This is a genomic window from Aerolutibacter ruishenii (assembly GCF_007830115.1).
Lineage (GTDB): Bacteria > Pseudomonadota > Gammaproteobacteria > Xanthomonadales > Xanthomonadaceae > Aerolutibacter > Aerolutibacter ruishenii.
Map to the genome: position 1 here is coordinate 85,692 of NZ_VLKP01000004.1, position 23,837 is coordinate 109,528.

Below are 23,837 nucleotides of genomic sequence, written 5' to 3' on the forward strand. Positions count from 1 at the left end.
TTCCGAATCCCCCCGAGATCCCTCCAATGTCCCCCCCCAATGCCCCCCAGGTGCGCGACCGCCTTCGCATCGCGATCCAGAAGTCCGGACGTCTGGCCGAACCCGCACGCGCCTTGCTGGCCTCGTGCGGACTGAGCTGGCGCGAGAGCCGCGATCGCCTGTTCTGCTATGGCGAATCGTTGCCCGTGGACCTGCTGCTGGTGCGCGACGACGACATCCCCGGCCTGATCGCCGATGGGGTCTGTGATCTCGGCGTGGTGGGGCGCAATGTGCTGCAGGAGCAGGCGCAGGACCGCGTCGCGAGCGGCCGAGCGGCGGCCTATCGGGAATGGCGTGCGCTGGGCTTCGGCGGTTGCCGGCTCGACATCGCCGTGCCTGACGCTTGGGATTGGCAAGGCGCGCAGCAACTGGCGGGGAGGCGCATCGCCACCAGCTACCCCGCGCTGCTGCGCCAGTGGCTGGCGGAGCAGGACATTCCCGCCGATGTCGTGTTGCTGTCGGGGTCAGTGGAGATCGCACCCCGGCTAGGGCAGGCCGATGCGATCTGCGACCTGGTGAGCAGTGGTGCGACGCTGGCGGCCAATCAGCTCAAGCCGGTGCTGACGCTGTTGCAGAGCGAGGCGGTGCTGGCAGGGCCGGTCGTGGCCTTCGACGACGTGCGCGGCGAATTGGCCGACCTGCTGCTGCGGCGGCTGGACGGCGCGATCCGCGTGCGCAAGAGCAAGCTGCTGATGTTCCAGGCGCGCCGCGACGACCTGCCGGCGCTGCTGCCGCTGCTGCCCGATGCCGATGCGCCCACCATGATGCAGGTGGACGGGGCGGAGCGGATGGCGTTGCAGGCGCTGTGCCACGGCGCAGTGACCTGGCAGCGGTTGGAAGACCTCAAGCGCGCCGGTGCCAGTGGCCTGATGGTCGTGCCGGTGGAGGGCATGCTGGCATGAACCGGGTGGCGTGGAACTCTCTTACGGCACCCGAGCGTGCGCAGGCGCTGCGTCGCCCGGCGCAGCAGGTCGGAGCCCGCACCCGTGAGGCGGTAGCGACCCTGCTCGACCAGGTGCGTGCCCGTGGCGATGCCGCAGTGCGTGAGCTGACGGAGCGGTTCGACCACGTGGTACTGGACACATTTGCAGTCACCCAGGTCGAGTTCGAGGCCGCGGCGGCCACGTTGGCGCCCGCATTGCGCGCCGCCATCGACGAGGCCGCCGGGCGCATCGAGGCCTTCCACCGCGAAGGCATGCTGCGGGAATACGCCATGGACACCGCCCCGGGCGTGCGCTGCGAGCGCGTGCTGCGTCCGATTGCGCGCGTGGGATTGTACGTGCCGGCAGGTTCGGCGCCGCTGCCCTCCACGGCGTTGATGCTGGGGGTGCCCGCGCGCCTGGCAGGATGTCGCGACGTGGTGTTGTGCACGCCTCCGCGGCCGGACGGCAGCGCCGATCCCGCGGTGCTGTATGCCGCGATGCGCTGTGGCGTGCGCCAGGTGTTCAAGCTGGGCGGCGTGCAGGCCATCGCAGCGATGGCCTTCGGCACGGAAACCGTGCCCAGGTGCGACAAGCTGTTCGGGCCCGGCAACGGTTACGTGACCGAGGCCAAGCGCCAGGTCGCGATGCTCGAAGGTGGCGCGGCCATCGACATGCCTGCGGGTCCGTCCGAAGTGCTGGTGATCGCCGATGCCGGCGCCAACGCGGCGTTTGTAGCGGCCGATCTGCTGTCGCAGGCCGAACACGGTCCGGATTCGCAGGTCCTGTTGCTGTCCAATGACGAGGAGCTGATCGATGACGTGGCGGTCCAGGTGACGCGGCAGCTGGCCATCCTGCCGCGTGCCGACGTGGCGCGACGTGCGCTGGAATCGTCGCGGCTGATCCTGGTGGACACGCTGGAGGAGGCGTTCGCGATCAGCAACGCCTATGCGCCGGAGCACCTCATCCTCGCATTGCGCGATGCGCGCGCGTGGCTGCCCAGAGTGGAGACGGCCGGCTCGGTGTTCCTGGGCGACTGGGCCCCTGAAGCGCTGGGTGATTACTGCAGTGGCACCAACCATGTGCTGCCGACCAGCGGTGCGGCGCGCTATGTGGGCGGACTCAACGTGGCCAGCTTCCAGTTGGCGATCACCGTGCAGGAAGTCAGCCGCGAGGGCATCGCGGCCATCGGCCCGTGCGCGGTGGAGCTGGCCACTGCCGAAGGGCTGGATGCGCACCGGCTCGCGGTGGCGTTACGGCTGGAAGAGGTCGCGGCATGAGCAGCATTTCCTCCAGCGATGCCACGGTTGGCGCATCCCCGGTCGCTGCGGCCGCCGGGCTTGTCTCTTCCGACCCGCTGGCGCTGGTGCGCGAGGACCTGCGTGGCTTTGCCGGCTATCGTTCGGCCCGCACTGACAAGGTGGAAGGCAGCGTCTGGCTCAACGCCAACGAATCGGCATGGGCCAACGAGGCCGATACCGGATGCGCGGCGCGCCGCTATCCGCAGCCACAGCCTGCCGCGCTGCGCCAGGCCTTGGCGGATCTGTATGGCTGTGCCACCGGGCAGTTGCTGGTGGGGCGCGGCAGCGACGAGCCCATCGACCTGCTGATCCGCGCCCTTTGCCGACCGGGTGGCGATGCCATCGTGGTGACCCCGCCCACGTTCGGCATGTATGCGGTCTGTGCCCGGCTGCACGGAACACCTGTGGTGGACGTGCCACTGGTCGATACCGCTGAAGGCTTCACCTGCGACTTCCGGGCGGCTGAACGGGCCGCGCGCGAAACCGGTGCCCGGATCGTGTTCCTGTGCTCGCCCGGCAACCCCTCGGGCACGGCGCTGCCGTCGACGGAGATCGCCGCGCTGGCGCGCGCGCTGGACGGGCGGGCGCTGGTGGTGGTCGACGAGGCCTACCAGGAATATGCGGGGACTCCTTCCGCCGTAACGCTGCTGGAAGCCCATCGCAACGTCGCCGTACTGCGCACGCTGTCCAAAGCCCACGCGCTTGCCGCCGCGCGGATTGGCGCCGTGATCGCGGATCCGGCCCTGATCGAGGTGTTGCAGCGCTGCCAGGCGCCCTATCCGCTGCCACAGCCGAGCGTGGAGCTGGCGTGCCGCGCGTTGGCACCGCAAGCGCGAGCCGAGACGGCGCGGCGGATCGACATCACCCGCGCCGAACGCGACCGGCTTGCCGGATTGTTGGCGCGCGCGCCCGGCGTGCGTTGCGTGTATCCCTCCAGCGCCAATTTCCTGCTGATCCGCTTCAACGATCCTAGGGCCGCCTACGCCCGCCTGCTCGCCGCCGGTATCGTGGCGCGCGACATGCGCCAGGCCCCCGGGCTCGGTGACGCACTGCGCATCAGCCTGGGCACGCCCGTGCAGAACGACGCGGTGTTGGCGACCCTGGCCGGCCTGGAGGCCGCGGCATGACGCCCCTCCTGTTCATCGATCGCGATGGCACGCTCATCGAGGAGCCCGCCGACTTCCAGGTGGATGCCTTCGAGAAGCTGCGTTTCGTGCAAGGCGTGATCCCGGCGATGCTGCGCCTGCGCGATGCCGGCTACCAGTTCGTCATGGTCACCAACCAGGACGGCCTGGGCACCGCGTCGTACCCGCGGGAGCAGTTCGAGGGGCCGCACAACCTGATGATGCAGGTGCTGGAGAGCCAGGGCATCACGTTCCGCGAGGTGCTCGTCGACACCAGTTTCCCCGCGGACAACGCGCCTACGCGCAAGCCCGGCATCGGCCTTGCGCTGCACTACCTGCAGGACCGCGGCATCGACTGGGCGCGCTCGGCGATGGTGGGCGACCGGGAGACGGACAATGCCTTCGCCCGCAACATGGGCATCCGTCCGTTCCAGTTGCGCACCGCGCAGTTCGGTGGCGAGTGGGATTGGGCCGGCATCGCGCATGCGCTGGCGGAGCAGCCGCGCACGGCCAGCGTCACGCGCAACACCCGCGAAACCCGCATCCACGTGGACGTGGACCTGGATCGCGTCGCGGAGCCCGAGGTGCACACCGGACTGGGGTTCTTCGACCACATGCTGGAGCAGATCGGCAAGCACGGCGGCTTCGCGCTGCGAGTGCGCTGCGATGGCGACCTGCACATCGACGAACACCACACCGTCGAGGACTGTGCGCTGGCCCTGGGCCAGGCGCTGCGCGAGGCATTGGGAAGCAAGCGCGGCATCGGGCGCTACGGCTTCGATGCCGAGCCGCCCGCGGCCTCTTTCGTGTTGCCGATGGACGAGGCACTGGCCGCCGCCGCGCTGGATTTCTCCGGACGTCCGTATTTCGTCTTCAGCGGCAGCTTCAGGCGCGAGCGCGTTGGCGACGTGCCCACCGAACTGGTGCCGCACTTCTTCCGTTCCCTGTGCGAGACGGCCGGACTCAACCTCAACCTGCGCGTGGATGGCGACAACGACCACCACAAGGTCGAGGCCTGCTTCAAGGTGGTGGCGCGCGCACTGCGCCAGGCGATCCGTCGCGAAGGCAGCGAGCTGCCCAGCACCAAGGGCGCGCTGTGATGGGGTCGATGCGATGAACGTCGTGCTGATCGACTCCGGCGGCGCCAATATCGGATCGGTGCGTTATGCGCTGGAGCGGCTGGGCGTCGAGGCGCCGCTCACCGCCGATGCGGACCTCATCCGTGGCGCGGACCGGGTGATCCTGCCCGGAGTCGGTGCTGCGGGTGCGGCGATGGCAATGCTGCGTGATCGCGGCCTGGTCGAGGTGATCCGCGGCCTGCAGCAGCCGTTGCTCGGCATCTGCCTGGGCATGCAGCTGCTGTTCGAGGCCTCCGAGGAGGGCGGCGTGCCCTGTCTCGGCCTGTTGCCCGGCAAAGTCACGCGAATGCGCGGCGGAGAAGGCATCCGCATTCCGCACATGGGTTGGAATGCGCTGACGCCACTGGCCCCGCATCCGTTGCTCGACGGCATCGACGCCGGCGCGCAAGCCTACTTCGTGCATGGCTACTGCGTGCCGGTCACCACGGATACGCTGGCCACCTGCACGCACGGGCAGACATTCGCGGCGGTCGTGGGCCGCGGCAACCGTTTCGGTGCGCAGTTCCACCCCGAACGGTCGGCCGGGACCGGTGCGCGGCTGCTGCGTAACTTCCTGTCGGAGCGCCTGGCATGAGCGGGTTTGAGCTCTATCCGGCGATCGACGTGCGCGACGGGCGCGTGGTCCGGCTGCGCCAGGGCGACTACGCGCAGGAAACGCGCTATGCCGATGACCCGCTTGCGGTTGCCAGGCGCTACGCGCAGGCCGGCGCGCGCTGGCTGCACCTGGTCGACCTGGACGCCGCCAGGGCAGGCGGCTACACGCTGGCCCCGTTGCTGGCCGCGATCAAGTCGGAGACGGGGCTGCGGGTCCAGACCGGCGGCGGCGTGCGCGGCGAATCGGATGTCGAGGCGATCCGTCGCGCCGGCGCTGACCGCGTGGTCGTGGGTTCGCTGGCGGTGCGCGAGCCGGCGCGTGTCGCCGGATGGCTGCGGTCATTCGGCAGTGAACACGTCACCATCGCCCTGGATGCGCGCCAGTCCGCGGATGGAGACTGGCTGCTGCCCACGGCGGGGTGGACACAGGACAGCGGCGTGCGTTTGGACGCGCTACTTTCCGACTACATGGCGGCGGGACTGCAGCACCTGCTGTGCACCGACATCGACCGCGACGGCATGCTGACCGGCCCCAACCTCGCGCTCTATCGGCGCATTCTCGCCGTCGCGCCCCAGGCGAGGCTGCAGGCGTCCGGCGGCATCCGCGATGTCGCGGACGTGGCCGCGGCCCGGCAGTCGGGCTGCGCGGGCGCGGTGCTGGGCAAGGCGCTGCTGGATGGCCGGCTTGAACTCGCCGACGCCGTCGCGGAGGTGGCCTGATGCTCAGCCGCCGCATCATTCCCTGCCTGGATGTCCGCGACGGGCGCGTGGTGAAGGGCGTGCGTTTCCGCGACCACGTCGACATGGGCGACATCGTGGCGCTGGCCCGACGCTACCGTGATGAAGGCGCCGACGAGCTGGTCTTCTACGACATCACCGCCAGTCCCGAAGGGCGCGTGGCCGATCGCGGCTGGGTGGAGCGCGTGGCGCGGGCGCTCGACATTCCGTTCTGCGTCGCGGGCGGCATCCGCAGCGTCGAGGATGCGCGCCGGATCCTGCATGCGGGTGCGGACAAGATCTCGATCAACACACCGGCACTGGAGCGTCCCGCACTGATCAGCGAGCTGGCCGAAGCGTTCGGCGAGCAGTGCGTGGTGGTCGGTATTGACAGCCTGCTGGACCCCGACGGCGAATGGCGCGTGCGCCAGTACACCGGCGATCCCTCGCGCACCCAGGCCCTGGCCAGGCGCACGCTGGACTGGGTGATCGCGGCCCAGCAGCGGGGCGCGGGCGAGATCGTGCTCAACTGCATGGGCAGCGACGGTGTCCGCGAGGGCTACGACCTGGAGCAGCTGAAGGAAGTGCGCGCGCTGTGTTCCGTGCCGCTGGTCGCCTCCGGTGGCGCCGGCACCGCGGCCCATTTCGAGGCGGTGTTCCGCGACGCGGACGTCGACGGCGCGCTCGCCGCGAGCGTGTTCCATTCCGGCGCCATCGCCATCCCAACCCTCAAACGCCAGTTGGCCGCCGCCGGTATTCCGGTGCGGCCAGTGGACTGACACGGCACCCGGCCCGGACCATTCATGCCATGAACGACGCCCCCGCAACATCACGCACGCCTGACGCCGCTGCCATCATCCAGCAGCTGGACTGGTCGAAGCAGGGTGGTCTCGTGCCCGCCGTGGTGCAGGATGCGTCGACGCTGCGCGTGCTGATGCTCGGTTACATGGATCGCGCGGCGGTGCAGGCCACCTGCGACAGTGGCCACGTCACCTTCTTCAGCCGCAGCAGGCAGCGGTTGTGGACCAAGGGCGAGACGTCCGGCCATTACCTGGACCTGGTGTCGATCGAAGTGGACTGCGACGCGGACACGCTGCTGGTGCAGGTGGCCCCGCACGGCCCCACCTGCCACCTGGGGCGCGCCAGCTGCTTTCCCTCCGCGCCGGGCAGTTTCCTTGCGGAACTGGATGCGCTGATCGGTGCCCGTGAACGGAACCGTCCACCCGGAAGCTACACCACCCGGTTGTTCGAAGGCGGCGTCCGCCGCATCGCGCAGAAGGTGGGGGAGGAGGGCGTGGAGACGGCCCTTGCCGCGGTCGCGCAGGACGACAGCGCGCTCCTGGGCGAGGCTGCGGACCTGGTGTACCACCTCCAGGTATTGCTGCGCGCACGCGGGCTTTCGCTGCAGGATGCGGTGGCCGTGCTGCGCGAACGCCATACGCCGGGCTGATCCCCAAGGCACTTCCGACTGCGTCGATAACGGTCACGCGACTCGCGCATAATCAGGACGATTCGACAGGTCGCCAACCGGTGGCCGCGCCCAGGAGATGGCATGCGCATTCCGGTTTTTTCGTTCCTGCTGCCGGCGCTGCTGTTGTCATGCGTACTGTCGGCGGCCAACGCTGCCGTGCCATGCGAAGGCGGCACGGTATTCGAGGACCGCAACGGCAACGGCCGTCGCGACAGCGGCGAGCCTGGGATTGCCGGCGTCAAGGTATCCGACGGCGTCACGCTGGCGGCAACCGATGCAAACGGGGCCTACCGCCTGCCGCCGGTGGATGGCCGCAGCCTGTTCGTGATCAAGCCGGCAGGATACCTGTCGACGCGGCGGAGCGATGGATTGCCGGACCTGTGGGCCAATACGCGCACCGCGCCGGGCCCCGTGCTGAAGTTTGGCGGGATGCCGGTACAGCCCGTCGCCTGCCGGAATTTCGCCCTGCGCAAGGCCAAGCCATCGCCCAATCGGCAGCAGCGCCTGGACGTGGTCGTGTTCGCCGATCCGCAAGCCAAGTCGCAACGCGACGTCGAGTACTATCGGCGCGACATCGTCGAGCCGCTGAAACACGACACCGCCATCGACATGGGGCATGGCTTCGGCCGCTTCTACTTCGACGGCATTGCCGGTGACATGGGCATCAGCCTGGGCGACATCACCCATGACGACCTGTCGCTCTATCCCGCCTTGACCGCCGCCACGACCAGCCTGGGCGTGCCCTGGCTGCACGTGGCGGGCAACCATGACCTGGATTTCGATGCCACGCGCGACGAGGACTCGCTGCTGACCTTCCGCCACCATTTCGGCCCCGATACGCATGCGTGGGAGGAGCACGAGGCGACCTTTGTCCTGATGGACGACGTGATCCACCAGCCTGGAAGCAAGCCGTCGTATATAGGCGGGCTGCGCGAGGACCAGTTCGCATTCCTGGAGCGCTACCTGCCCACGGTGCCCCGGGACCGCCTGCTGGTGCTGGCGGTGCACATTCCGTTCTTCGATGCCGAGTCCGGCCGCGAGACCTTCCGCCGCGCCGACCGGGAGCGCCTGTTCGCGCTGCTGCAGGCCTTCCCCAGGGTGTTGCTGCTCAGCGGCCACAGCCATACCCAGCGACACGTCCACCACGGTGCCGCCAGCGGCTGGCATGGCGCGACGCCGCTGCATGAATACAACGTCGGTGCGGCCTGCGGCGCGTTCTGGTCGGGGGTGAAGGATGCCGACGGCATACCCGATACCACCATGGCCGATGGCACGCCCAACGGCTACGCCCGGCTGCAGGTCAGGCCGGGTGGCGAGTACAGCCTGTCATGGCATCCCACGCGGCTGTCGGCAGGAAATGCGGCCAACTCGCAGGCCATGCGGCTCAGTGCGCCCCAGGTCCTGCGCCGGGGAGCCTGGCCCGCGTTTGCCGTGCACGCCAATATGTTCATGGGCCAGGACGACACGCGGGTGGAGTACCGCATCGATGCCGGCGCCTGGCGACCCATGCAGCGCGTCGTGGCGCCCGATCCGTGGCTGGTCGCGGAAAACACGCGCGATGACCAGGCCGATGCACTGCGCGGCTATGACCGCGCGCCGCCTGCCGGGCCGTCATCGCACCTGTGGCGGGGAATCCTGCCGACGGATCTGGTGCTGGGCGAGCATCGGGTGGAGGTGCGCGCTTTCGACCGTTGGCAGGGAGAGCAGCGGGCAGTGGTGCAGTACCGACTGGAAGGCGCAGCCGAATAGGCCCGTCAACCGGATCGGCTTGATGGTGTGGGCCGGGGCCCGGCGCCCCGGTGCAGCTCAGCCAGCCAGCACGAAATCCACGAAGGGCTTCACTCAGCGAAGCAGCACGATGTCCGCGAAGGACTCCACCCGCGTGTGCCCGTGGGTCGCATCGCCGACTCGCGGCTCCGGATAATCCTCGCGGCGGTCCAGCAGCACCGTGCCCAGGCCGGCCTCGCGCGCTGCATCCAGTTCCTCCACCACGTCGGACAGGAACAGCACGTCGCCGGCCTCACGGCCGATGGCGTCGACGATGTGCCGATAGCTGGCGGCCTCGCGCTTGCCGCCCGCTTCGGTGTCGAACCAGCCCGAGAACAGCCCGGTCAGGTCGCCCGCGTCGCTGTGGCAGAAGAACAACCGCTGCGCCGGCACGCTGCCGGAGGAGTACACGTACAGCGGCAGGCCCTCGACCTTCCACGCCTGCAGTGCGTTCGCCGCGTCTTCGTAGATGTGCGCGGTGAAGTCGACGCTGCGGTAGCCGTCCGCCCAGATCATGCCCTGCAGCGCCTTCAGCGCGGTGTGCTTGCGGTCCTGGTCGATCCAGCCCTGCAGCACCTCGACGATCATCGCGTCATCGCACATGCCGCCGTTTTCGGTGGCCACCTGGTCCAGCCACTTGCGCACCGCCGGCTCGCGCCCGCGCTTGGCCACGAAGCCCGGCAGCGCACGCCGTGCATACGGGAACAGCACGTCCTTGACGAAGGAGATGCTGCTGGTGGTGCCTTCGATGTCGGTGAGGATGGCGCGGGTCATGCCGCGTTGTCCGGCTCAAGCCTGGGGAAACGCTGCGCGATGTCCGTGCCGGTGAAATGGCCCACCCAGCCGTCCGGCTCGGTGAAGAAACGGATCGCCACGAAGCTCGGCTCCGGCCCCATGTCGAACCAGTGCAGCGCGCCATCGGGCACCGCGATCAGGTCGCCCTGTTGGCACAGCACTTCGTACACGCCGTCGTCCACGTGCAGGGTGAACAGGCCCGAGCCGGCCACGAAGAAGCGCACTTCGTCTTCCTTGTGGAAGTGCTCGTCCAGGAACTTGGCGCGCATCGCCTCGCGCTGCGGGTTGTCCGGCGCGATGCTGACCACGTCCACGCTCTTGAAGCCGTGCGCCGCCACCAGGCGGTCGATGTCGGCGCGGTAGGCGTCCATGATCTTCTCGGGCGTGTCGCCCGGGACGATCGCCTGGCCCGCCTGCCACTGCTCGAAGGTCACGCCGATCTTCTTCAGCTCGCGCGCGATGTCCGCGTGGTCATGCGTGGCCAGGCGCGGCGAGGTGGGGGTTTCTTCGTCGAAGATGCGCAGGCGGCTCATCGTTGCAGTTTCCTCAGTTCCAGGTCGCAGGACAGCATGAATTCGAACGCCTCCAGGTGGCGCCGCGCCTCGTTGATGTCGCGGCCCCATGCGTACAGGCCATGGCCCGCGATCAGGTAGCCCCATGTGTCGCGGCCCGCCAGCGCCTTGTCCACGCTCGCGGTGAGCACGTCCATGTCCTGCGCATTGGGTACCACCGGCAGCGCCAGTTCGGCCTCGTGGGTGGTGTGCCCGCGCAGCGCCTTGAACAGCTCATAGTCGCGCAGCAGCACCTGCCCGTCGCGGGCATACAACAGGCTGGAGATCGTCTGGGTGGGGGAGTGGGTATGCAGCACCGCACCCACCTCGGGAAACAGGCGATACAGGTGCGTATGCAGGGCCGCTTCCGCCGAGGGGCGGTGGTGGGTGGCCACCGGGTTGTTCTGCATGTCGACCACCATGATGTCCGCCTCGGACAGGCGCGCCTTGTCCTTGCCGGAAATGGTGATGGCCGCGTGCTCGGCCCCCATGCGGATGGAGAAGTTGCCGGCGGTGGCCGGCATCCAGCCCTTGGCGGCCAGCTCCCGGGTGTGGGAAATGATCTGGGCCGCGCAGCCGGCGTACAGGGTGTGGTCGAAGGCGGGGGTATTCATCCGCAAAGTGTAACGGCTGGCGGTCGCCGTCCACATGACGCGGTCGTGATGATTAATCCCCGGTTGGCATGAGCGGAGCCCGGGGCGGGGCCTGTCCGATGGCCATCCGACGTCAGCTCAGGCCTCGTCGCGCTGCTGCCCGTAGGTCTTGAACTTCTCCAGCACCCGTTCCATTTCATCCCTCGGCAGGTCCTGCGTCGGCCCCAGGCTGCGGGCGATGATGTACTGGCGCGCCAGGTTCTCCACCTCGCCGGCCAGCGCATAGGCGTCTTCGAGGCTGGCACCCATGGCGACCAGGCCGTGGTTGGCCATCAGGCAGGCGCGCAATCCGCCTTGCAGGACCTTCAGGATGTTGGCCGACAGGGCTTCGGTGCCGAACGTCGCATAGCCGGCGCAGGGGATGTGGTCGCTACCGGCCGCGGCGACCATGTAATGGAATGCGGGAATCCCCAGGCCAAGGCAGGCCAGCGCGGTGGCGTGCGGCGAGTGCAGGTGCATGATCCCGTTGGCGTCGGGAAAGGCCTGCAGGATGTCGCGATGGATGCGCCACTCGCTGGAGGGGAGCAGCTGGCCGGGAGGGCAGGTGCCATCGGCCTGCAGGTACACGATCTCGTCAACCTGCAACTGATCGTATGCGCGACCGGTCGGGGTGATGAGCAGGCCGCCTCCCCACCGGACGCTGGCGTTGCCCGACTTGTTGAAGGACAGGCCGGAGGCGCTCATGGCGCGACAATGATCGACCAGCGACTGGCGCGCGGCGCGTTCGGTTTGATGCATGGCGGTCAGGGCGTTGTGGGCGCGGGACCACTCCGGCCTTGGCCGAGGGCGCTCCGGCGCCATGATGCGGGGGCCAGGATAGTTTACTGGCCCTTGAGCTTGCTGTGCCGGTAGCCGTACAGGAAGTAGATGGCAAAGCCCACCGCCGTCCAGCCGAGCATCAGCATCCAGTTGTGCGCGGTCATCGTCGACAGCAGCGCCAGGCAGCTGAAGATGCCGGCCAGGCACACGAACCAGGCGCCGCGGATGCGGAACGGGCGCGGCAAATCCGGCTGCGTGCGGCGCAGGATCAGCACGCCGGCGCAGACCGCGGCGAAGGCGATCAGCGTGCCCATCGACGTCAATTCACCCAGGATGTCCAAGGGGAACACGGCCGCCAGCAGGGCGATGCCGATGCCGGTGATGACGGTGTTGATGTGCGGCGTACGGTGCTTGGGGTGGATGCGCGTGAACACCTTTGGCAGCAGCCCGTCGCGGGCCATGATCATGAAGATGCGCGGCTGGCCGATGATCATCACCAGCACCACCGACGACAGGCCCACCAGCGCACCGATCTCGACCACGATGCGCAGCCACGCCAGCTCCGGATGGCCGGCAACCGCGGTGACCACCGGCTCGTCGGTGCCCAACAGCGAGTAATGCGTCAGGCCGGTCATCACCGCCGCCATGCCGATGTACAGCACGGTGCAGATGGCCAGCGACATCAGCATGCCGAATGGCAGGTCCTTCTGCGGATTGTGCGATTCCTGCGCCGCCACCGACACCGCCTCGAAGCCGATGTAGGCGAAGAACACCATCGACGCACCGCGCAGCACGCCTTCCCAGCCGAACTTGCCGGGACCCTCGTTGGCCGGGATGAAGGGTTCCCAGTTGGAAGGGTCCACGTACTGCCAGCCGGCGATGATCACCAGCACGATCAGGCCGGTCTTGAGCACCACCATGGCGGTGTTCATGCCGGCCGACTTGCGGATGCCCACGTAACACACCGCCGTCAGCAGCAGCACGATGGCGGCGGCCGGCAGGTTGGCGATGGCGCCGGTGGGCTGCAGTTTGCTGTCCAGCGGTGCCTGCACCAGCGCCGCAGGCAGGTAGATGTCGAAATGCTCCAGCAGGCTGAGGAAATACCCCGTCCAGCTGACCGCCACCGCGGAGGCGGACACGCCGTATTCCAGCACCAGCATCCATCCGATGAACCAGGCGGCCAACTCGCCCAGCGTGGCGTAGGTGTAGGTGTAGGCGCTGCCCGAGACCGGCACCATCGAGGCGAATTCGGCATAGGCCAGCGCGCAGAACGTGCAGCACAACGCCGCCAGCACGAACGACAGCATGATCGCCGGCCCGGCGTGGTTGGCCGCCGCCTGGCCGGTGATGACGAAGATGCCGCCACCGATCACCGCGCCGATGCCCAGCGCCGTCAGCCCCCATTTGCCCAGCGTGCGGTGCAGGCTCAGGCCATCGGCGTCGGCATGGGCGGCGTGGGGGTGCTTGGTGGCGAGCAGGCGTTGCAGCATCGGGCACTTCCTGGGCCGGCGTCACTGCGCCGGCGATGGCGAAAATCGAGAAGGGCCGGCGGTGGTCGCCGGCCCTGCAGGGCGTCAGGCCGGCTTGCGCAGCTTGCTGTTGCGGTAGCCGTAGCCGAAATAGATCACGAAACCAATAATCGTCCAGCCCAGCATGACCTGCCAGTGGTCCTTGAACGGCTGCCAGAACAGGTACAGGCAGGTGGCCACGCCGAGGCTGCAGATCACGGTGGCGGCCGGCACGCGGAACGGGCGCGGCAGGTCCGGGCGCGTGTAGCGCAGGATCAGCACGCCCGCGCACACCGTGGCGAAGGCCAGCAGGGTGCCCATCGAGACCAGGTCACCCAGGAAGTCCAGAGGCAGCAGGCCGGCCATCACGGCCGCAACCACGCCCACGATCACCGTACCGATGTACGGGGTCTGGAACTTCGGGTGCACGCGCGCGAAGAACTTCGGCAGCAGGCCGTCCTTCGCCATCGAATAGAAGATGCGCGGCTGGCCCATCAGCATCACCAGGATCACCGAGCTCAGGCCGGCGATCGCGCCGATCTCGACCGCCATCTTCAGCCAGCCCAGGGACGGATAGGCTTCCAGCGCGGTGGCCACCGGCTTGGGGGTGTCCAGCTGCTGGTACGGGATCAGGCCGGTCAGCGTGGCCGCCATGGCGATGTACAGCACCGTGCAGATCGCCAGCGAACCGAGGATGCCGATGGGCATGTCGCGCTGCGGGTTCTTGGCCTCGCCGGCGGCGGTGGAAACCGCGTCAAAACCAATGTAGGCGAAGAACACCACGGCCGCGCCACGCACCACACCCTCCATGCCAAAGCGGGTGCCACCCTCGTTGGCGGGGATGAACGGCTGCCAGTTGTCGGGGTTGATGTACTGCGCCGCGAAGCCCAGGAACGCCACGATCACCGTGACCTTGATCGCCACGATCATCGCGTTGACCCACGCCGACTGGGTGATGCCGCGGTAGCACAGGCCGGAAATGGCGGCCACGATCAGCACCGCCGGCAGGTTGACGATGGCGCCGGTGCTGACGAAGGCCTTGGCCTCGGCTGAGTAGTGGTAGGGCGCCTGTGCCAGCGCGGCGGGAATGCCCGCGCCATGCGATGTCAGGAAGCTGTTGAGGTAGCCCGACCAGCCCACCGCCACGCTGGACGCGGCAAACAGGTATTCCAGCACCAGGTTCCAGCCGATGAACCAGGCCACGACCTCGCCCAGGGTACTGTAGGTGTAGGAATAGGCTGAGCCGGAGACCGGCATCATCGAGGCGAATTCGGCGTAGCACAGGCCGGCGAAGGCGCAGGCGATACCGGCCATGACGAAACTCAGGATGACCGCCGGACCTGCGTAGTTGGCGGCCGCCGTGCCCGTCATCACGAAGATGCCGGCGCCGATGATGGCGCCCACGCCAAGCAGCATGAGGTGGCGGGCCGTGAGGGCGCGCTTGAGCGTCACCTCGCCCTGCAAGCCACCTTCCACGGGCTCGCCGGCGTCGACGTGGCCGGCGGCTTCCACCGGCTTGGTCGCGAACAGATTCTTGTACATCCTGGTCCCCAAAGTGATTGTCTTGAGCCCGTCATGCCGGTATGGCAGGGGACGGACACGCGGCGGGCCACCTTAACCCAGCGACGAAAGTCGCAGCAAGGGCGGGAGGGCGCCGAGGATTTGCGCGCATAATCGTCGGCCCCGTTCAGTCGATTGAATACCGCTGCGTATGTCGCCATCGCCCAGCCCACGCCCGTGCTCGCCGCTGCAGCAGCTGGAGGCGGCATTCCGCAGTTATGCAACCCGCCGCCCGGACGAGGCGGACACCGCCACGGTATTCCTTGAGCTATTGGCCGACGATGCGGACCCGTTCGTGCGTGAGCGGTTGGCCGGACACTTCACCGCCTCATCGTGGCTGGTCGACGCCACCGGCACGCGCGCGCTGCTGACCCACCATCGTAAATTGGCCCGCTGGCTGCAGTTGGGTGGCCACGCCGACGGCGACCGTGACCTGGCCAACGTGGCCCTGCGCGAAGCCGAGGAAGAGTCTGGTCTCACCGGCCTGCGTGTGGAACCGGAGCTGTTCGACCTCGACCGCCACTGGATCCCCGAACGTGGCGACGTGCCGGGCCACTGGCACTACGACGCCCGTTACGTGGTGCGCGCCACCGGCAGCGAGGACTTCGTGGTCAGCGAGGAATCGCTGGACCTGGCCTGGCGCGATATTGCCGATATAGCCAGCGATCCGGAGTCCGATCCGTCCATGCGTCGCATGGCTGAGAAGTGGCTCGCTCAAAAAGACTGACGCCCCGAAATCGGTTCTGCCCCCGTCGCGCGAAACCGAACCAGCCGTAACGGTTAGGGGAGGCTGATGGCATGGGTATCGCGCAGAGCCGGCCATGGATGGCCGGCGGCCCCGACTCGGGGCAGGATGCCCCGATGGAGGGGCGAAGCGATACCCATGGCATCAGCCTCCGCCCGCAGACCTCAATACAGGATGCGCGTCTTGAGCGTCCCTTCGATCGACGCCATCTGCTCGCGCAACTTGTCCGCCTGCTCCTCGCTGGCGGTGATGTCGATCACCACGTAGCCCACCTTGGGGTGCGTGCGCAGGAACTGGCCGTCGATGTTCACGCCTTCGCGCGAGAAGATGTCGTTGATCTGCGACAGGACGCCCGGCATGTTGCGGTGGATGTGCAGCAGGCGCTTGCTGCCGGTGTGTCCGGGCAGCGTGACCTCGGGGAAATTGACCGCCGACAGCGTGGAGCCGTTGTCGCTGTAGCGGATCAGCTTGGCCGCCACTTCCAGGCCGATGTTGTCCTGCGCCTCCAGCGTGCTGCCGCCGATGTGCGGCGTCAGCAGCACGTTGTCGTGGCCCAGCAGCGGTGACACGAAGGCATCGTCGTTGCCCTTGGGCTCCACCGGGAACACGTCGACCGCGGCACCACCGACCTGGCCCGAGGTCAAGGCCGTTGCGAGCGCATCGATGTCCACCACGGTGCCGCGCGAGGCATTGATCAGGTGCGCGCCACGCTTCATCTTCGCGATCTGCGCGGCGCCGAACATGTTCTTCGTCGCCGGCGTTTCCGGCACGTGCAGGGTCACGATGTCGCTGCGCGCCAGCAGGTCGTCCAGGCCCGCCGACGAACGCGCGTTGCCTAGCGACAGCTTGGTCTCGATGTCGTGGAACAGCACCTGCATGCCCAGCGCCTCGGCGATCACGCCCACCTGGGTGCCGATGTGCCCGTAGCCGATGATGCCGATGACCTTGCCGCGCACCTCGTGGCTGCCGGCGGCCGACTTGGACCAGCCGCCGCGGTGGCATTCGGCGTTCTTCTGCGGGATGCCGCGCATCAGCATGATCGCCTCGGCCACCACCAGTTCGGCCACGCTGCGGGTGTTGGAGTAGGGGGCGTTGAACACCGGGATGCCCAGTGCTTCCGCCGCGTCCAGATCCACCTGGTTGGTGCCGATGCAGAAGCAGCCGATGGCGATCAGGCGCCGGGCTTCGTCGAGCACGTCGGCGGTGAGCTGGGAGCGCGAGCGGATACCGATGATGTGCGTATCGGCGATCTGCCGCTTCAGCTCATCCTCCGGCAGCGACTTGTCGAAGGTCTGGATGTTGCTGTAGCCAGCGGCGCGGAAGCTTTCCACCGCGGTCGGGCTCAGGCCCTCCAGCAGCAGCACGCGGATGTCGTTCTTGGGGTACGAGGTCTTCTTGGCCACGGCGGGGAGGGCGGTTCGGGGGTCTTGAAATATCGCAGAAATAAATAGTTTCTGCTGCAGTGCATCACTGGACGGGTGATGGCACGGACTGGCACGCTGGGCGCCTCGTCCCACCGCCCCACCACTTCGCGCCATGACCGACCCGCGCCTGGAACGCCTGCTGGCCACCGTGCCCGGGCTGCGCCTCAAGACCGACCCCGCCGACCTGGAGCATTACGGCCGCGACTGGACCCGTCGCTGGACGCCCGCGCCCCTCGCCATTGCCCTGCCAGGCAGCGTGGAGGAGGTCCGGGGCATCGTCCACTGGGCCAACCAGGCCGGCGTGGCCATCGTGCCTTCGGGCGGCCGTACCGGCCTGTCTGGCGGGGCGGTGGCGGCACAGGGCGAACTGGTGCTCAGCCTGGAACGGATGAACCGCGTGCTGGACTTCAACGCCGTGGATCGCACGCTGACCGTGCAGGCGGGCACGCCACTGCAGGTGGCCCAGGAAGCCGCCGCCAGCCATGGCCTGGCCTACCCGGTGGATTTCGCCTCGCGCGGCTCGGCCACCGTGGGCGGCAGCATCGCCACCAACGCAGGCGGCATCCGCGTGGTGCGCTATGGCAACACGCGCGAATGGGTCGCCGGCCTGACCGTGGTCACCGGTGCGGGCGACGTGCTGGAGCTCAATCGCGGGCTGGTCAAGAACTCCAGCGGCTACGACCTGCGGCACCTGTTCGTCGGCTCGGAAGGCACGCTGGGCGTGGTGGTGGAAGCGACCCTGCGGTTGAGCGATCCGCCGCCGCCGACCAACGTGATGCTGCTGGCGTTGCCCTCGTTCGAGGTGCTGATGCAGGTGTTCGCGGCGTTCCGCGAGCGGCTGCAACTGGAGGCATTCGAGTTCTTCACCGACGTGGCCCTGCGCCACGTGCTCGCACACGGCGCGCAGGCGCCGTTCGCCGAAACGCACCCGTACTACGTGGTCGCCGAATTCGCCACCGGCGATGAGCGGGCGGAGACCGCAGCGCTGGCGGCCTTCGAGTACTGCCTGGAGCATGGCCTGGTACTGGATGGCGTGATCAGCCAGAGCGATGCACAGGCCGCACAGTTGTGGCGCCTGCGCGAAGGCATCACCGAGGCACTGGCGCGCTACAAGCCCTACAAGAACGACATCTCGGTGCGCGTTTCCACCATGCCTGCGTTCCTGGCCGAGACGCAGGCGTTGTTGGCGCAGCAATACCCGCAGTTCGAAGTGGTGTGGTTCGGCCACATTGGGGACGGCAACCTGCACATCAACGTGCTCAAGCCCGACACGATGGAGAACGACGCCTTCGTCGCCCAGTGCGAGCAGGTGACGACGCTGCTGGCGGGTGCGTTGGAGCGACACGGTGGCAGCATTTCAGCCGAGCACGGCATTGGCCTGGTGAAGAAGCCCTATCTGTCGGGTACGCGCAGCGATGCGGAGATCGCCATCATGAAGGGCATCAAGCGGGTGCTGGACCCCAACGGGGCGATGAACCCGGGCAAGCTGTTCGACGCCTGAACGCCGCGGCGCACCGCCAGGTCCAACCTGGCGGGCGCCTTCGAGGCGGTCAGTACTCGTAACGCACGCCGGCCAGCCACGAGCGGCCGAAGCTCTCCATTTCCAGCACTCGGCTACGCTGGCCCTGGAACCGCACCTGGTCGTCATCGTTGATGTTGTTCACCTCGCCGAACAGCCGCCAGTTGTCGGTCAGCGCGTAGCTCATGCTGAAATCCAGGCTGGCGCGATCGTCCCAATACACGTTGAGCTCGGGGGATTCCACGTCGAACGACTGGATGAACTTCGAGCGGTAGTTGTAGGCCAGGCGCGCGCTCAACCCATGCTTGTCGTAGGTGAGCGCCACGTTGTAGTTGGTGCGCGACGTGCCGGGAAGCTCCGTGCTGCCCGCACCGAACGGCAGGTCGGCCTCGGAGTCGGCCAGGGTGTAGTTGGCATAGACGCCCAGGCCGTCGAAGGGTCCTGGCAGGAAGTCGAACGTCTGCTGCCACGCCAGTTCCAGGCCACGCACGGATCCGCGCTTGCCGTTCTCCGGCCGCGTCACCTGCCGGCTCAATCCTGCGCCGATGTCCTCGGAATGGGTGGCGATGAACAATGGGTCGTTGATCCGCTTGTAGAACGCAGCCACCGACAGCAACCCGAGCGGGCGGATGTAGTGCTCGTAGGACACGTCCAGGTTGTGCGCGTAGGCGGCATCGACGTCCGGATTGCCTTCGGTCACCGGCGACGTTTCAAGTTCGCCGATGACGCGGTATGGCGCGGTGTGCATGAAGTCCGGGCGGTTGAGCGCGGTCGAGTACGAGGCGCGCAGGACGCCGTCGTTGGCCGCTTCATAGCGCAGGTGGACGCTCGGGAGCACGTGACCGTAGTCGTTGCTGGCATGCACCGGCACGACCTCGTCCGTGTCCTCGTTGTACTGCGCCGCTTCGCCGTTGGTGCGGGTGCGCTCGTAGCGGACGCCGGCCAGCAGGGTCAGCCGATCCCAGCGCGCGTTGAGCATCGCGTAGGCGGCGTGCACGTCCTCTTCCGCCGCGTAATCGCCGGTGACCGAGTCCGCCACCAGGCGCCGGTGGTTGGCGCTGCCCAGCAAAGGCGATGCGTACTTCTGGAAGATGTCGCGGCAGAACGTGCGGCCGGCCAGGAAATAGTCGAAATTGTTCGAGACGCGGTCGCACAGCATGTCCGACATCGTGATCCCGAGCGCGTTGAAGTCCGCGGCCGAGCCGTTGCGCAGGCGCTCGTCGTCGAACGACTTCTCGCGCATGCGCGAACGCAGGCCGAACTTGATGTCACCCTCTTCGCCGAGGAACGATTGCTGGCGCGTGAGGTCGACGCGCAGGCCGGTCTCGTCTTCCTCGCCGTACTCGACGCGATTGTTCAGGCGACGGAAGCCGAACCACTGCTCCGGCAGGTTGACGCCGGTGGCCGGCGCGTCCGCGCGGCCCAGGATGGTCCAGGCGGGGAAGTCGTGGTTGGTGTAATCGTAGTCCATCTTCGGCCGCACGCTGGAGCGGAAGATGTACTGCATGCGCGGGTTGGTCTCTTTCTCCGCCGAACTGTTGGACACCTGCCAGTCGATCTTCCAGTCATCGCCCGCATAGTGCTCGCCGCCCAGGTTGTAGGTGCGGATGCTCTTGTCGTAGGTGCGCTCGCGCAGTTCCTTGTCGAAGGTGGCGCGGACGTTGCCGGTGACCTGGTTGGATGCCGCGGTGTGCTGGTCCATGGCAATGATCAGGTTGTCGCGGAACTCGTGGTCCTCGAAGCGGGAGTCGGAGGCGACGAAGTAGACGAGGTTATCCGGGTCGATGCGGAAGTCGAAACGGCCGGTGAGGCCGGTGCGGGTGCGCGTCCCTTCGTAGTCCTTGACCTGCACTTCGACAGGCATGATGCGCCCGTCGTCGAAACGCTCGTACAGGGTTTCGACGTTGTCGGTGAAGCGGCCCTGCTTGCTGCGCGAAGCGGACAGCAGCACGCCGATGTTGCGTTCGGCGCCGAAACGGTTGCCGATGGTGGCGTTGTAGCGCTCGTTGTCGCCGTTGCCCAGCTCGTACCGCCCCATGCCGGCGGAAGCTCGCAGGGTCAGGCCATCGCGGTCCAGCGCGCTCTGCGTGCGGATGTTGATGTTGCCGGCGATCGCGTCGCCGTCCATGTCGGGTGTGATGGCCTTGGTGACTTCCAGCGCGGCGACCACGTCGGATGGAATGGTATCCAGCTCGACGCCGCGGCTGGTCGAGTCGGGATTGGCCAACTGCACGCCGTCGATGGAAACAGTGGTGAACTCCTTGGGCGCGCCGCGCATGGTCACGTAGCGGCCTTCGCCCTGGTCACGCTCAATCGACACGCCGGGGATCCGCTGGGTCGATTCGGCGATGTTGTGGTCGGGGAACTGGCCGAGCAGGTCGGCGGACACCACGTTGATGTAGTTGGTGGATGTGCGCTGCTGGTTCAGCGCCATCGCCTGCGCGTCGCGCTGGCCGCGGACCACGATGCGGTCCAACTGCGTGGCGTCGCCGGCGACATGGCCCAGCACGACGTCGGCATGCGTGGCCGTGGTGCCGGCTCCGATGGTCACCTGGCTGCTATGGCGCGGGTAGCCGAGATAGTCGACGACCAGTGTGTGCTCGCCCGGAGCCAGGCCCTGGATGCGGAAGTTGCCGGTGCTGTCGGTCGTTGCCTGGCGGCCGTCAACGGTGATCGCCGCCCCCGCGAGCGCGACGCCACGCGCGGCCTCCCTGACCTGGCCGACCAGCACGCCGGCGCTCGCGGCAGCCGCACCACTGGTCGTGCCGCTCTGCGGTGCTGCGACGGCGAGGGTGGGCAGGGTGAGTGCCGCTGCAATGGCGAGGGCGAGTGGGGCGAAACTGGAACGCATGTCGACTCCGTCTTTTGTCTGTCTGTATGCCCGCCAGCGCGACGGCCGGATGGCCGAGGTGGGCCGGGAGGGCGTGGATCCCGCGCACGGGCGGGGCGTGGCGCGATGGCCGGTCGGGAAGCGGGTCGAGTGTGGGGGGCGTTTGTTACAGACTCGTTCAGGAACGACCTGGGACTTGTTGCCCATCGGCTTGCCACGGCACTGCAACGTGCCCGCCGTAGGTTGACGGGCTGCATCCATGGCACGGTAGAAGAACCGCACCCACTGCATGGCTTCCATGAACCTGTCCTGCCGCCGATCCCTGTTGCTCTTCGCAGCGCTGGCCGCGTGCCATGCGCATGCGCAGTCGCACGGCGAGAACGAGCCCAACCTTTCCATCCCGTCGGGTAGCCAGCGGTACGTGGCCGGTGAAATGCCCGACCGCATCGTCGCTACGCCTTCGCAGGATCCGGCGACCGGGTTCGCGGTCAACTGGCGCACCAGCGTGGCGGTCCAGTCGGCCGCGTTGGAGATCCTGGAGGCCGTTGATTCGCCGGACGTCGGCACGCCACGTCGCGTACAGGCTGTCACTACGGCAATGGCGTCGGAGAATGGCCTGGCCCACTTCCACCGGGCCGACATCGATGCACTCAAGCCGGACACGCTGTACATGTTCCGGGTGCAGGGCGCGGGCAGCTGGAGTGGATGGCGGCAGTTGCGGACCGCGGCGGCGTCCGGCCAGCCGCTGACGCTGCTGTACTTCGGCGACACGCAGAACAAGAACGTCAGCCACGTCGGCCGCGTGACCCGCGCCGCGATGCGCCATGCGCCAGAGGCATTGATGGCGCTCTACGCAGGCGACCTGGTCAGCGGCGGCGACGGTGTCGACGACAGCGAGTGGGGCGAATGGTTCGAAGCCGCGGGCGACCTCCCGGGCGTGATGATGGTGGCGCCGGCCATCGGCAACCACGAGTACTTCGAGGAATTCGAGGACACCCCGCAGGAACGCCGGGTGCTGGGCCGGCATTGGCCGGTGACGTTCGCGCTGCCGCGCAACGGTGCCGTTGCCGCCGACGCCAGTCGCACCACCTACTGGTTCGACGTGCAGGGCGTGCGCGTCGTGGTGCTGGATGGCACTTCGATGCTCGACCTGGGCACTGCGAAAGCGCAGGCCGATTGGGCGGATGAAGTGCTGGCAAGCAACCACCAGCCGTGGACCATCGTGATGGTCCACCAGCCGATGTTCTCGCCGCGTGGCCGTGGCGCGAGCGACCGTCTGCGCGCAGCGCTGGTGCCGGTGCTGGAAAGACACAAGGTCGACCTGGTGCTGCAGGGTCACGACCACACCTACGGGCGGCGCACGGGCGAACATCGCGGCCACGCGTTGCCGCAGTACATCGTTTCCGTGGCAGGCCCCAAGCAGTATCGCGTGTCGGCCGAGGCCAAGCGGACGATGGCGCCCTGGGCCGAGGACACCCAACTGTTCCAGGTGCTGCGGATTGACGATGGTCGCCTGCACTACGAGGCGCGCACGGCCACCGGTCGCCTCTACGACGCCTTTGAAGTGCTGCGTGATGCCAATGGCGCCAAGCGCGTCAACGAACTCCGGGGCGGACGCATCTCCGGGCGCGACTGCAGCCATCGCGATGCCACGCTGGGTGGGCGCACCGACCGATGCTGGGAGTGATCACATGCGATTGATGCTGGCCCTGTTGCTGTCCATGCCCTTGGCCGCGATGGCGGCGCCGCCCGCCTGGGTGCATCCGTTCCACGCCGCGCAACCTGCGAGCGCACCCGACGAACTGCTGCTCGCGGTCGAGATCCCCGCCGGCAGCTTCATCAAATACGAGATTGGCGAGGACGGTTTGCTGCACGTGGACCGTTTCATTTCGATGCCGATGGCGTATCCCGCCAACTATGGCTCCATGCCCCGCACCCTGGCCGGCGACGGCGATCCGCTGGATGCGCTGGTGCTGACCCGCGCACCGTTGCACCCCGGCAGCGTCATCCGTTTCCGCCCGGTGGGGGTGTTGCGCATGGTCGATGGCGGCAAGGCCGACGAGAAGATCATCGGCGTGCCGGCGGACAAGGTCGATGCCACCTATGCCGGCATCCGCGACCTGAAGGACCTGCCCAGGCTCGAGGTCGAACGCATCGAAGCGTTCTTCCGTGTCTACAAGCACCTGCCCCAGGGCAGCAAGGTGGTCGAACTGCATGGCTGGGGCGACGCCGCCGAGGCGCGCCGCATCACCACCGAGGCGCTGCAGCGCTTCGGGCACGCTGACGCCGACACGCGCTCGAAGTAGCCTTTCGCGCTGCCAGCGCGGCGCGTCGGGCGCGTCGGGCACGTCCAGCCCGGCTGGCATATTCAACATGACCGGCATGTCCGGCGCGGCTTCGCGCCGAACATGCGTCAACCGT

21 protein-coding genes are annotated in these 23,837 nt (G+C 67.9%); 13 read left to right on the forward strand and 8 right to left on the reverse strand.

Annotation, left to right across the window (positions count from 1 at the left end; all coding sequences use genetic code 11):
* Positions 1 to 26: 26 nt before the first annotated feature.
* The 9 genes from hisG (at position 27) to IP93_RS06105 (ending at position 9,054) form a co-directional block, all read left to right on the forward strand.
* On the forward strand, positions 27 to 941 hold the full coding sequence (hisG, locus tag IP93_RS06065; protein ID WP_144813276.1) for an ATP phosphoribosyltransferase: 915 nt from the start codon (positions 27 to 29) through the stop codon (positions 939 to 941).
* Positions 938 to 2,239, forward strand: coding sequence for a histidinol dehydrogenase (gene hisD, locus IP93_RS06070; protein WP_144813279.1), 1,302 nt, complete (start codon positions 938 to 940; stop codon positions 2,237 to 2,239). Before hisG ends, hisD begins: the two co-directional genes overlap by 4 nt.
* Complete coding sequence (gene hisC / locus IP93_RS06075; protein WP_144813281.1) at positions 2,236 to 3,387, forward strand: histidinol-phosphate transaminase; 1,152 nt, start codon at positions 2,236 to 2,238, stop codon at positions 3,385 to 3,387. The genes hisD and hisC overlap by 4 nt, the downstream gene beginning before the upstream one ends.
* Entirely contained in the window at positions 3,384 to 4,484 is a 1,101-nt protein-coding gene (gene hisB / locus IP93_RS06080) for a bifunctional histidinol-phosphatase/imidazoleglycerol-phosphate dehydratase HisB (RefSeq protein ID WP_144813283.1), read from the forward strand. The genes hisC and hisB overlap by 4 nt, the downstream gene beginning before the upstream one ends.
* Before the next feature lie 13 nt (positions 4,485 to 4,497).
* Positions 4,498 to 5,097 (forward strand): imidazole glycerol phosphate synthase subunit HisH, encoded by a 600-nt coding sequence (gene hisH / locus IP93_RS06085; protein ID WP_144813285.1) that lies wholly within the window; start codon positions 4,498 to 4,500, stop codon positions 5,095 to 5,097.
* Positions 5,094 to 5,837, forward strand: a complete 744-nt coding sequence (gene hisA, locus IP93_RS06090; RefSeq protein WP_144813288.1) for a 1-(5-phosphoribosyl)-5-[(5-phosphoribosylamino)methylideneamino]imidazole-4-carboxamide isomerase — start codon at positions 5,094 to 5,096, stop codon at positions 5,835 to 5,837. The genes hisH and hisA overlap by 4 nt, the downstream gene beginning before the upstream one ends.
* Positions 5,837 to 6,613 carry an imidazole glycerol phosphate synthase subunit HisF gene (gene hisF / locus IP93_RS06095; RefSeq protein WP_144813290.1) on the forward strand — a complete coding sequence of 259 codons (777 nt, stop codon included), beginning with the start codon at positions 5,837 to 5,839 and terminating at the stop codon, positions 6,611 to 6,613. The genes hisA and hisF overlap by 1 nt, the downstream gene beginning before the upstream one ends.
* Before the next feature lie 29 nt (positions 6,614 to 6,642).
* On the forward strand, positions 6,643 to 7,284 hold the full coding sequence (gene hisIE, locus IP93_RS06100) for a bifunctional phosphoribosyl-AMP cyclohydrolase/phosphoribosyl-ATP diphosphatase HisIE (protein WP_144813292.1): 642 nt from the start codon (positions 6,643 to 6,645) through the stop codon (positions 7,282 to 7,284).
* A 102-nt stretch (positions 7,285 to 7,386) separates the two neighbouring features.
* Positions 7,387 to 9,054: a calcineurin-like phosphoesterase C-terminal domain-containing protein gene (locus tag IP93_RS06105; protein ID WP_144813294.1), complete on the forward strand. Its 1,668-nt coding sequence runs from the start codon at positions 7,387 to 7,389 to the stop codon at positions 9,052 to 9,054.
* Between the two features lie 93 nt (positions 9,055 to 9,147).
* Here the strand turns inward: IP93_RS06105 and mtnC are convergent, their stop codons facing one another.
* The 6 genes from mtnC to IP93_RS06135 form a co-directional block, all read right to left on the reverse strand.
* Positions 9,148 to 9,846: an acireductone synthase gene (gene mtnC, locus IP93_RS06110; RefSeq protein WP_144813297.1), complete on the reverse strand. Its 699-nt coding sequence runs from the start codon at positions 9,844 to 9,846 to the stop codon at positions 9,148 to 9,150.
* On the reverse strand, positions 9,843 to 10,400 hold the full coding sequence (locus IP93_RS06115; protein WP_144813300.1) for a 1,2-dihydroxy-3-keto-5-methylthiopentene dioxygenase: 558 nt from the start codon (positions 10,398 to 10,400) through the stop codon (positions 9,843 to 9,845). The genes mtnC and IP93_RS06115 overlap by 4 nt, the downstream gene beginning before the upstream one ends.
* Positions 10,397 to 11,032, reverse strand: a complete 636-nt coding sequence (locus IP93_RS06120) for a methylthioribulose 1-phosphate dehydratase (protein WP_144813302.1) — start codon at positions 11,030 to 11,032, stop codon at positions 10,397 to 10,399. The genes IP93_RS06115 and IP93_RS06120 overlap by 4 nt, the downstream gene beginning before the upstream one ends.
* A gap of 117 nt (positions 11,033 to 11,149) precedes the next feature.
* Positions 11,150 to 11,809: a class II aldolase/adducin family protein gene (locus tag IP93_RS06125; RefSeq protein ID WP_144813304.1), complete on the reverse strand. Its 660-nt coding sequence runs from the start codon at positions 11,807 to 11,809 to the stop codon at positions 11,150 to 11,152.
* An 83-nt stretch (positions 11,810 to 11,892) separates the two neighbouring features.
* Positions 11,893 to 13,320: an amino acid permease gene (locus IP93_RS06130; RefSeq protein ID WP_144813306.1), complete on the reverse strand. Its 1,428-nt coding sequence runs from the start codon at positions 13,318 to 13,320 to the stop codon at positions 11,893 to 11,895.
* A gap of 84 nt (positions 13,321 to 13,404) precedes the next feature.
* Positions 13,405 to 14,880, reverse strand: coding sequence for an amino acid permease (locus IP93_RS06135; protein WP_144813308.1), 1,476 nt, complete (start codon positions 14,878 to 14,880; stop codon positions 13,405 to 13,407).
* Positions 14,881 to 15,049: 169 nt separating this feature from the next.
* On the opposite strand from IP93_RS06135, the gene IP93_RS06140 reads away from it, so the two are divergent.
* The gene (locus IP93_RS06140) at positions 15,050 to 15,625 is read left to right on the forward strand and encodes an NUDIX hydrolase (protein ID WP_144813310.1); all 576 of its coding nucleotides are present in this window, start codon (positions 15,050 to 15,052) and stop codon (positions 15,623 to 15,625) included.
* Between the two features lie 182 nt (positions 15,626 to 15,807).
* Here IP93_RS06140 and serA read toward each other — a convergent pair whose 3' ends face one another.
* Positions 15,808 to 17,181, reverse strand: coding sequence for a phosphoglycerate dehydrogenase (serA, locus tag IP93_RS06145; RefSeq protein ID WP_144813313.1), 1,374 nt, complete (start codon positions 17,179 to 17,181; stop codon positions 15,808 to 15,810).
* On the opposite strand from serA, the gene IP93_RS06150 reads away from it, so the two are divergent.
* Positions 17,180 to 18,568: an FAD-binding oxidoreductase gene (locus IP93_RS06150; protein WP_144813315.1), complete on the forward strand. Its 1,389-nt coding sequence runs from the start codon at positions 17,180 to 17,182 to the stop codon at positions 18,566 to 18,568. The two genes, serA and IP93_RS06150, sit on opposite strands and share 2 nt — an antisense overlap.
* 49 nt (positions 18,569 to 18,617) lie before the next feature.
* Here IP93_RS06150 and IP93_RS06155 read toward each other — a convergent pair whose 3' ends face one another.
* Positions 18,618 to 21,437, reverse strand: a complete 2,820-nt coding sequence (locus IP93_RS06155) for a TonB-dependent receptor (protein ID WP_158636284.1) — start codon at positions 21,435 to 21,437, stop codon at positions 18,618 to 18,620.
* Positions 21,438 to 21,714: 277 nt separating this feature from the next.
* Between IP93_RS06155 and IP93_RS06160 the strand changes: the two genes are divergently transcribed.
* The gene (locus tag IP93_RS06160; protein ID WP_144813320.1) at positions 21,715 to 23,103 is read left to right on the forward strand and encodes a purple acid phosphatase family protein; all 1,389 of its coding nucleotides are present in this window, start codon (positions 21,715 to 21,717) and stop codon (positions 23,101 to 23,103) included.
* A 4-nt stretch (positions 23,104 to 23,107) separates the two neighbouring features.
* Positions 23,108 to 23,722 (forward strand): inorganic diphosphatase, encoded by a 615-nt coding sequence (locus IP93_RS06165; protein ID WP_144813323.1) that lies wholly within the window; start codon positions 23,108 to 23,110, stop codon positions 23,720 to 23,722.
* Positions 23,723 to 23,837 lie beyond the last annotated feature (115 nt).